Origin of the sequence: Bacillus sanguinis (genome assembly GCF_018332475.1) — a bacterium.
Lineage (GTDB): Bacteria > Bacillota > Bacilli > Bacillales > Bacillaceae_G > Bacillus_A > Bacillus_A sanguinis.
Window position 1 is genome coordinate 1 of sequence record NZ_BOQB01000312.1, and the last position, 10241, is coordinate 10241.

General features: G+C 33.9%; 12 protein-coding genes and 1 pseudogene. 1 reads left to right on the forward strand and 12 read right to left on the reverse strand.

What is annotated here, in order from left to right; translation table 11 throughout:
* From KI369_RS24720 to KI369_RS24740, 5 genes are all read right to left on the reverse strand, one after another.
* The coding region (locus KI369_RS24720; RefSeq protein ID WP_212957890.1) for an MFS transporter at nucleotides 1-551 on the reverse strand (551 nt) is incomplete at its 3' end.
* Nucleotides 552-574: 23 nt separating this feature from the next.
* Nucleotides 575-1282, reverse strand: a complete 708-nt coding sequence (locus KI369_RS24725) for a cytoplasmic protein (RefSeq protein WP_212957892.1) — start codon at nucleotides 1280-1282, stop codon at nucleotides 575-577.
* A gap of 18 nt (nucleotides 1283-1300) precedes the next feature.
* Nucleotides 1301-2011, reverse strand: coding sequence for a bactofilin family protein (locus KI369_RS24730; protein WP_212957894.1), 711 nt, complete (start codon nucleotides 2009-2011; stop codon nucleotides 1301-1303).
* 13 nt (nucleotides 2012-2024) lie between these two features.
* Complete coding sequence (locus KI369_RS24735; protein ID WP_212957897.1) at nucleotides 2025-2648, reverse strand: YhbD family protein; 624 nt, start codon at nucleotides 2646-2648, stop codon at nucleotides 2025-2027.
* A 160-nt stretch (nucleotides 2649-2808) separates the two neighbouring features.
* Entirely contained in the window at nucleotides 2809-4545 is a 1737-nt protein-coding gene (locus tag KI369_RS24740; RefSeq protein WP_212957899.1) for an ABC transporter substrate-binding protein, read from the reverse strand.
* A 101-nt stretch (nucleotides 4546-4646) separates the two neighbouring features.
* Between KI369_RS24740 and KI369_RS24745 the strand changes: the two genes are divergently transcribed.
* A complete protein-coding gene (locus KI369_RS24745) occupies nucleotides 4647-5873 on the forward strand; it encodes an MDR family MFS transporter (RefSeq protein ID WP_212957901.1) in 1227 nt (408 codons plus the stop codon).
* A gap of 64 nt (nucleotides 5874-5937) precedes the next feature.
* Here KI369_RS24745 and KI369_RS24750 read toward each other — a convergent pair whose 3' ends face one another.
* From KI369_RS24750 to KI369_RS24780, 7 genes and pseudogenes are all read right to left on the reverse strand, one after another.
* On the reverse strand, nucleotides 5938-6606 hold the full coding sequence (locus KI369_RS24750) for a YjgB family protein (RefSeq protein ID WP_212957903.1): 669 nt from the start codon (nucleotides 6604-6606) through the stop codon (nucleotides 5938-5940).
* Between the two features lie 23 nt (nucleotides 6607-6629).
* Nucleotides 6630-7475, reverse strand: coding sequence for an aminopeptidase (locus KI369_RS24755; RefSeq protein ID WP_212957905.1), 846 nt, complete (start codon nucleotides 7473-7475; stop codon nucleotides 6630-6632).
* A gap of 216 nt (nucleotides 7476-7691) precedes the next feature.
* Entirely contained in the window at nucleotides 7692-8087 is a 396-nt protein-coding gene (locus tag KI369_RS24760; RefSeq protein WP_000847587.1) for a hypothetical protein, read from the reverse strand.
* Nucleotides 8088-8164: 77 nt separating this feature from the next.
* Nucleotides 8165-8407 (reverse strand): GlsB/YeaQ/YmgE family stress response membrane protein, encoded by a 243-nt coding sequence (locus KI369_RS24765; RefSeq protein WP_000638308.1) that lies wholly within the window; start codon nucleotides 8405-8407, stop codon nucleotides 8165-8167.
* A gap of 173 nt (nucleotides 8408-8580) precedes the next feature.
* Nucleotides 8581-9546 carry a nucleoside hydrolase gene (locus KI369_RS24770; RefSeq protein WP_212957907.1) on the reverse strand — a complete coding sequence of 322 codons (966 nt, stop codon included), beginning with the start codon at nucleotides 9544-9546 and terminating at the stop codon, nucleotides 8581-8583.
* Between the two features lie 77 nt (nucleotides 9547-9623).
* Nucleotides 9624-9812, reverse strand: coding sequence for a YvzF family protein (locus KI369_RS24775; protein WP_212957909.1), 189 nt, complete (start codon nucleotides 9810-9812; stop codon nucleotides 9624-9626).
* Nucleotides 9813-9881: 69 nt separating this feature from the next.
* A pseudogene (locus KI369_RS24780) lies at nucleotides 9882-10241 on the reverse strand (class I SAM-dependent methyltransferase); the annotation flags it as partial.

The following is a 10241-nucleotide window of genomic DNA, read 5'->3' on the forward strand; positions in this document are numbered from 1 at the left end:
TAAAAGAATGTAATAAAAATAAGTGCTAAAACGCCAAGCGGTAAGTTAATGTAAAATACCCAGTGCCAGCTAATGTAATCTGTAATATACGCACCAAGCAATGGACCAAAAATACTTGATAAACCAAATACTGCTCCGAATAATCCACCCATTTTCCCGCGCTTTTCTGGAGGAAAAATATCAAAAACGATAGTAAACGCGATCGGCACTAATGCTCCGCCTCCAATACCTTGAATGGCGCGATAAATACCTAACTGTGTAATATTTTCAGCAGTTCCACAAAGTGCCGAACCAATCATAAAGACGATTAAACCGAAAATAAAGAATCTCTTTCTACCATACATATCTGATAGTTTACCGAATATCGGCATACCTGCCATTTCTGCGACCATATAGGCAGAAACGACCCATACAAAGTTTTCAAGGCCTCCTAAGTCACCAACGATCGTTCCCATCGCTGTTACGACAATGGTATTATCCATTGATGCCATTAAAATACCTAGCAATAAACCCGCCACAACAAAGCCGAGCTTATTATTCTTCTCAACCATAACCTTGCTCTCCCTCGTACTACTTATATTTGTTTATGTTCTTTTACGACTGCATTACCTTTTTGGTTAAAGCTAGTATGATATTCTACAACACTAATTTCACATCCTGGACCAATAGTAACGTTGTTTCCTCTTACTACTTCAGCGATAGTATGCTCTAAATAAATTTCATCTCCTTCAATGATAGACGTTCGGAGGCTTCCAGTATGACTTGTAAATGGAATAAATCTCGCTTTTTTACGAACAGAAATCTTTTTACCACCGATTTCTCTCACTTTGCTCCCTTCATAACGAAGTGAAATTTCAATATTTTCAGCATTAAGTAATCCATCACTTTCAAGACCACCCGTTAGTGATAATTCTTCAACTTCAATATCTCCTTTTACATTTAAAGCGCCTTTCACATCTACGAAATCACCAGTAAACTTTCCCTTAACTTCTATCATCCCTCTTACTTTTGTTTTTTCAATATTTGCATCACTATGCATTTGTGTGTTTCCATATACTTTTACATATTCCGCAGTTACATTTCCTTGTACTTCACTATCACCATACACGACATAGTTTTTCACTTTCATATTACCGCGTACTTCACTCGTGCCGTACGTTTTAAATTCATTACAGCTCATATCATTAGAAATTGTTCCTTCACCGCGTATCTTCACTTTGTTATAATCCCCGCCTGCTGAACTACCCGAACCATTGACAGTAAGACTCTGTGAATGTTCCATATTACTTATTCCCTCCCATTAAACCTGCTTAATTTCCTTTACATTTGCACTTTTATCAACAGTAAGAACACCAGTATATTCAATGAGTTCAATTTCACAATTCGGTCCTACTGTAACATTGCTTCCTCTTACCGTTCTAATGTGAGCATAATCAATTTCGATATTGTCCCCTTCTAACAGTTCAGCTTCTAATTGTAAACCAAATACTGATTTAAACAGTTTACTAAAAGTACCCATCCTATGTTTCACTTTAATCGTTTGACCACCAATTTCTTTCGCTCGGCATGTACCGTGAATATTTATATTTATTTCATCCGCGCTTAATAATCCACCAATTGTAAACTGTCCATCAGAAGAAAAAGTATCCACTTCACAGTTGCCATCAATCGTCGCTTGACCATTGATTTTAAATTCTTCACCAGTGACATTCCCACCTATCGTACCTTTTCCTGCAATTTTCAAACTGTTTGCCTTCACATCTTTCGTAATAGTTGCTTTTCCATCAATTCTCATCGTTTCAGCATGAACTGTGCCGTCGACTTTACCAGATCCGCTAATTCGTGCACTGCTACTTTTCAAATCACCAGTAACTGCACCGTAACCGTTACATTCAAATTTTTCACATTCAACATTTCCATTCACAGTCCCTTTTCCATTTAATTGCACTTTATGAAACTCGCCGCCATTCGATGAACCGTAACCATTTATAATTAAATTTTCTGTACGCATAATTTCTCCCCCACTACAATAGTTTCGTTTTTAATGCTTCCGTATATTTCATAATCGCTTCGCATAAAACAATTTTGGTGCCTTTTTCAAAAATTAAATCGTCTACGTTTGAAACTAAGAAACAAGTAGAAATCCCTAACTTTCGGACGATAATTAAATCACAAGTTTTATGCTTTATTGCTTCATAATTTTCACGTAAAACTTGCAAGACCATTTTTCCTTCTTCTAAACTAATCTCTCCTGATTGTAGTAATTCTTCAAGCATATACACATAAAGAATATCCACAAATTGAAACTCTGTTGTTTTATTCGTTTGTTCTATGAAGAATTGTAAAACTGGCTCTGATGCAATCCCTTTACGTAAAAGGTCTTCCTTTGTTAAAAGGATTTCTCTTACACTCGGTGAAAACATATTCGCTAGTTCATCGAGTGATAAATCCTCTTTCATCGTTTGGATTTTATCAATACGCTCTAATATCTTTTCTTTTGGAAAAAATGTTTCTTGACCCGTGAATGTTGACTTTCGTACAAACCAATCTTCCGGTATTAAATTTTTCCTTTTCCATCTATATAACTGTCCGTATGAAATACCAGTTAGTTCTAATAAATCTTTTTTTGAAATTAAATCTGTACTCAACTGTATAACACTCCTTCCTAACAAGAATGTAACATAACACTGTTACGTTGTAAATGAACTTTTATTATAAGTAGCGTAACAATGTGTAACACAACCCAATTTCACGCACAAAAAATAGGGTTCTCACGCATCCTATGAAATGCGTAAAAACCCTTATATATCAACATGTAAACCATATTTCATAAAAATCAATCCATCCTTGTGAATTAATCATTATATTTTGTACTTTTTCATGAGAAGTTACTTGTTGTTTGTTGCGGTATAAAGGAATAATATGAATGTGACGTAACAAAGTGCCCTCAATATCGCGTAACAATGTAACTCTATTCTCTAATAGTTCTTGTTTAAAATACGGGGACAACGTTTTATGAAAGTCCATGCTGCTTTGCCCATGAATAAAACTGTTTTTTGTAAGAAACATATATAGTAGACTATCTTCTATTCGCTCGCTAATTGTTGCACTATCATGCATCATATCAGCCTTTTGTATCGTACTCATTTCCAATAACTCTTCTATTTCAAGAAAATTTGTTTTTACATAAATCCCGTACTTTGCACACTCTTTCTGTATCCATTGTGCATCTTCTACGTGATCTTTTCCTGTAAATGTATAGAGTTGTAACACTTCATTTTGATACGTACTCCTTTTCATTAAACAAGCTATATGTTCCTCAATCTCTACTATGCTTTCATTTGCTAATATTAGTTTCTTTGCCACTTCTCCGCGCTCTCCGCCGAGTTCTTGAACAATTTTATCACCATGAATAATTTGATGTAGTGCCTTTCGAAATAGCTCATCTTGCATTGGTCCTTCTTTTACAAGATTGCACGTTACATATGTTACGTTCGATTCAAGCCGAGAAATTTCTTTATTATGTTTTTCTTTATCTTTATACTGCGCCTTTACTAACACATCATACGTATTTACACTTTTCTCTACATTCATTAGTTCAATTCGGTCAAGAAAAGGTCTCTCACGATAATATAAATCGTGTACTTCTAATACAAATAAATGTGCATTCTTCTCTTTTAATTGGAAAGGGCCTGTACCAATGAAGGTTCCTGCTTCATCTTCCTGCACGATAGAACACTGTTCTGCGCTTAGCATATGTAAAAACATCCTATTTACCGTATGTAATTGAATTTCAACAACATATTCATCCACTGCACGAACATTTTCAACATGTTGCAACATCCATGCGTGTGGGTTGTTTTTAGCTTTCATAAATCGATTCAATGAATATATAACATCATGTGCAGTAAGTCGTTTTCCATTATGAAGATATACACCTTTTCTTAAATAAAATGTCCAAACCTTGTCAGCATCATTATATTCCCAGTGAAAAGCAAGCCTTTGTTCTATAGAGTTTGTTTCCTCATTTACATATACGAGTGTATCAAAAATATGTTTAACCATATGACATTCTGATCGCATCGTAGCGTAAACCGGATCTAAAGCGATGTCCAGATTCATTTGTACTTGCAAACGAAGTACGTCTTTTCTTCCTTCAGGTGTCCGTTCTATTTGATGACCAAATATGGAATCTACCCAATTTCCATACTCTTTCTTTACTAATGGAAATTGTGAGCTGTAGCGTTCCACAAATGAGATTCCACTTTTCACATCACCTTTTTTCGTTAGTTCTTTTCCTCTCTCTAAAATTAATGTCATCGGATACCTTTGAAATATTAATTTAGAACGATTCCCGCGACCGCGACCTGGAAACCAAGTGATCCAATGTAACTCTTCTAATTTTTTTATAATTAATTTACTATTACGCTCCGTACAAAATAATGTTTCTGCTATCATTTGTACCGTTACTTCTAATTGTTCTCCTTCTTGTCTCCCTTTACCATAAACACACCATAGTTCAATATATTGATCTAAAATAAACATCATAATCCCCCTAAAAGGTGAAAAATAACCCCTTTTGTTTCTACCCTTTTTCCATTTCTCCTTTCATCTTATCATTTCAATATAGAAAGGAGGAATTAATATTGAACAATCTCTTACTGCGTTATAACAAACCAATTATTATAAGACTGTGCGGTGAATTATTAACCCGAACAACTGAATCTATGTTAGCTCTCATAATGATTATTTACGTTAATAAAATGTTAAATGGTAATCTAATAATAACCATGCTCATTTTCGGTCTACAACCTCTTTCAGATATCGTATTTACACTTATTGCTGGGGGAGTTACTGATAAATATGGGCGAAAGAAAATTATGTTACTCGGCTTATTGCTGCAAGCCGTTGCAATCGGCAGCTTCGTCTTTGCTCAATCTGTTTTTATATTTGCATTGTTATACGTCATAAATGGGGTGGGCCGTTCCTTATATATTCCCGCTCAACGTGCACAAATTGCTGATTTAACAAAACAAAAACAACAAGCAGAAATTTTTGCTCTTCTGCATACGATGGCTGCAATTGGTTCCGTAATTGGTCCAATAATTGGAGCTATCTTTTATCATACTCACCCTGAATATTTATTTATAATGCAAAGCATTACACTAATGATATATGCAGTAGTTGTATGGACACAGCTTCCAGAAACTGCTCCAGCAATTACAAAGCCTAAGCAAAAACTTGAAGTACCATCTCCAAAACAATTTGTACGTAAACATTACGCCGTTTTAGGACTTATGATTACTACGCTTCCCATTAGCTTTTTTTATGCACAAACAGAGACAAATTATCGCATTTTCGCCAAACATATATTTCCGGATTTCATATTCATACTCGCTTTTATTTCAACATGCAAGGCTATTATGGAAATCATTCTACAAATTTTTCTCGTAAAATGGTCTGAACAATTTTCCATGACAAAAATTATACTCATTTCTTACACCTGCTATACGATAGCTGCGATTGGCTACGGATTTTCAACAACAATCTTGTCAATATTTTTCACATTACTCTTTTTAGTCATTGGAGAAAGTATTGCTTTAAACCATTTACTTCGATTCGTTTCAGAAATCGCTCCAACAGATAAACGTGGATTGTATTTTTCAATTTACGGGTTGCATTGGGATATTTCTCGAACGTGCGGTCCTGTACTTGGTGCAGTTTTATTAAGTAAACTAAACGGTAGTATGTTATTTTATATTTGCGCTTGTTTCTTAATAACTGGAGGCATTATGCAAGCACTGTTTATTCAAAATGTAGAACGTAAAAAAATAAATAAAGCTGTTTCGGAGCATACTCCTCATATTTTATAGGATGCTTTCTTTACAAAAAGAAGGATGTCACAAAAGTCTCTAGACTTTCATGACATCCTTTTTACTACCCTGCCATTTTATTTATACTATCCTCTGGTGAAAATACCGAAATATGATTTACCTTACCAGTTGATTTTGGAATAATGAATTTCAGCTCAAACTGATTGTTTACTTTATATACATATATTTTATCTTCCCCATTTACCTTAACTGAAGCTGCTTTTCCTAATGCTTTCTCTATGTTTTGTAATGTAATTGATTTTAGCTCAGCATGATAGGAGCGTACATCAAAAACTTGTGATCCTTTATTAAAACCAAAGGAAACATTTTTAGTTGTAAAAGTTGCGTACATTCCGTTTCCTGCTTGTTCTGTTTTATCTGCTTTCCCCCACGCTTTTTCTATTTCTTCAATATCTCCTGTATGAGCTGCGAACGGCACGTTAGGTACTTTTCCTTCTTTCGCTAGTTCAAACAATTCTTTAACGTCGTTAATTGATTTTTGATTTATCACTGAATCTTTTTGGCTTTCATCTGTTTGTGGTTTTGTTGATTCTTCATTATTTGATTTTGCTTCAGGCTCTTTCTTTTCTTCTGAAGAATTATTCTGTTCGCTTTTACTATTTTCCGAAGTTAGGTTTGTTTCCTTTTTTTCGTCTGCCCCTTTACATGCTGCTAATGCAAATATGCATGTAAAAGCGAGAAAAAACATAGCTATCTTTACATACACTTTCATACATTTCAGCTCCCAATTATTATTCATTTCGATAACCAATCCATTACACTACTTTTCAAATTGTGTTTGTTCCAAAAAATAAATGCTTCACTCTCTCCCCATGCTTGTACAACATATTCTACAAAAGCTGTTCCTAAAAAATATCCAAGTCGGTTGTATCCAAAATACTTTCCTCCAGATAACCGAAACCACTCTTTCTCTTTTTCTAACGTCCATCCTTCTATATAATCTTCTAAAAAACGTTTCTTTATATGTTCTTCATTTTCTATATAACATTGCAACCAACGTTCACCATCATTGTTATATGAGTAGTATACTGATTCATTTACACCTCTCATAATTTGTTTTGATAAATATGTTGCAACACCTTCACGATACAAATTAACCGCCGCGTCAGTCCACTCGGCTTTTTCCCAATCCATTCCATCTTTTTGTAACATAACATTATGATATATATGTCCTATTTCGTGAGCGACAATAACACGAAGATGATTTAAATCTGGAGATAATTTTTCTGCTGCAAAAAACACATCTCCAATAATCTCCCTTTCTACAAATGCGTTAGAGCCAAACCCTCCAACAAATAAATGAAATTTCATATTTACATTAAAGTTATATTTATTATGATATTCATTCGTTATCTCTTGAATAATAATCGGTAATGCTTCTGCTATGATACGAATATCTACTATTTTTGCGGGATATTGTTTAATTGCATTAGAAAGACGTTCTCTCGTTTTAGGACAATGATACTTAAAGTATTCTTCAAATATCTCTGGATGAGAAGTAAAGTATTGATTGAGGACTGCCAATTCTACATCGTTACTTTCCCATACTTTTAAAAAACTTGGAATTGTATTATTTATCATTTCCCCCATCTCCTTATATATCCCTTCTCGTCATTTACACTACAATCCTTCCTTAAACAGAAAAAGCAACAAAGAAAGATAAACCTTCTTTGTTGCTTTTTTATTTAATCAAACCGTTTATCACCATCAGAACTCCATTTACCATTATGCAAATCATAACATTCATCATAATAATGAAAAAAGCTGCCCAAAAAGGACAGCTTTACATATGTATTTTTACACTTCGATTGACTTACCATCTTCAACAATATGATAAAGTAAGTGAGCTAAATGATGAATTGGGCCATACTCTTCCTCTTCTTCATCTGTTTCACCCTGGAATTCAAGATCATTTAAGTATAGTGCTAAAAATTGATAGTATAGTTTTAAATCAAATCCGTAGCACGCAGTTGGCTCTTCATGATCCCCTTCGTATTGTAACATTAAGTATTGATCATTTCCTTCTGCATCTTCTGCATCAAAGAATACGAAAAATCCAACATTTGTATCTAAATCAAATAGATGGCGAGTACCTTTTTCTGTTGCTTTATTGAAGTCCTCTTCACTTAATTTATGTACTGTTGTCGCTTTAGCATTATCTTCTTGATGGAAATTTACTGTAAATGTTTTCAATGCTGACACCTCCTGATTGTATAATACTAGCATAACATATAAAAAGGACTGCTTACAAATGTAAACAGTCCTTTCATTCATTTTCGCATTGCTCGTAATAAGAAACTTACAATGAAAATTAAAATAATCGCACCGATTAAAGCTGGAATAATTGCAAATCCGCCGATTACAGGGCCGAAACTACCAAGTAATTTCGTACCAATCCAAGACCCGATAATACCAGCAATGATATTACCAATTACACCACCTGGTACATCCCTGCCAGTAATTAAGCTAGCAAGCCACCCTAATATACCACCAACGATTAAAGACCAAATCATATAATACCCTCCTTTATATTTCAACAATCAAAATATAATTAGAAACAATTGCTTACCATTAGTTATGTTACATTTTCCATAAGTTATTCATACAGCTCAACTATTAGATTATTTCAAAATAATGAACAACCAGTTTTTTTGATTTCTGATGGAAATCTTTCATATTTCACATATTATGGACAATCAGGCTTCAATATTGTCCGCATAAACTCTTCTTTAAATGCAGCATAGTTAAAACCAACCGCAATTCTTTGTATTGGCCGATCATCGAATCTTGTTGGCTCAGCTATTTTTCTAAAGTCTGCCACACTTTGCCCTCTTGTTACGTCATTTGTCGTACTAATCCAAACTGCTGATTTTTTATATTCAAAAATATCATCATTTATAAACGAAATGAACGGAAGTAAATCATGAATCGGACTTCCAGCAATACCCGGGTATTCTTTTTTATAAAAGTTCTCATAATAAAAATCGATCATTGGTTTAATAAGCTTCGCCTGCCCTGTTCCTTCCTTATTAATAATATCCACCATTTCTGGAGTAATAAGGGCCTCTTGCGTTACATTTAACGGATAAATAGTCGCATTTTTTGCGTACTTCATTACAATATTTGCGGCGATTGGGTCTCCATAAAAATTCGCTTCTGATACAGGAGTAACATTACCAGGAAATAAAAAAGCACCGCCCATAATATAATAAGAACATACTTTATCCATGACATTTGGATATAATAAAAATAACGTTGCCAATGTTGTTAATCGTCCTGTTGCTACAATAATAATATCTTCTGGGCAAGGTTCAATTAATTTTATTAGCTCACAAAAATTTTCCCGTTTACAAATCCTCATATCAGGTGGAATAATTGGTCCTAAACCGTGCTCCCCATGAATTTCAGGAAAGAACAAAGGTTCTTCAGCTGTCATCGGTCTTGCTGCACCCTCAATGATTTTTACTTCTGTAGCATAGTACCTTTCTAAAAAATACACATTTTCCGTTACGATTTCTCGCGATACATTCCCATATTCAGCAACAATACCTATAATATCTAATTTACATGTTTTATTTGCATAAATTAACGCCACAGCATCATCAATACCAAAGTCTCCAAAAAAGATGATTTTCTTATTAACTATACTCACCCCTCTTCAGCATTATCTACTATTAATATTATGTAAAAAAGACAAGGCTGTGAAACGGTGCAAACTAAAAAAGCCGCCTATTTATTGGCGACTTCAATCTTTTTATAAGATAAATATGCTAATACATTTTTACTTGAATCATATTTTGGATTATTTCCTTTTCTCGGTTCTCTTGTATGTGTTTTTTCAAATCCAGGAATATCTGGCATTTTATCCATAAATTCAAGCATTTCTTCTTCAGTTCCTTCAATACGTACGCGAATCATTATTACTTTTCCTCAATTCTCATTTTCTCTGTACTAAGTATAACGTACTTTGAAAAGACTGCAAGAAATTTATCTTTTTAATGTCGAACTTTTTTTACATACAAACAATGTCATTTCAGTATAAAACGATATGATTTTATTATTTTCATATTGAATGTTAAAGAATTCTTGCATTTCAACTGATGTTTTCATCATACATTCTGTTAACTTCATCCGCTTCTGCAAAGGTACATTCATCATATCGCACCACCAGTCAAATTCAAATTTCTTGTCAAAAGTAAGGCACGACTGCATTTGCAAACCATTTTTCTCTAATAAGGTAATCCATTCTGTTTTTTTCAGCGCTCGTTCATGACTTGGATCCCTCTTTTTTTCTATAAAATTATAAAATGTATCGTATTCATTATTTTCTGGTGAAACATTATCTAT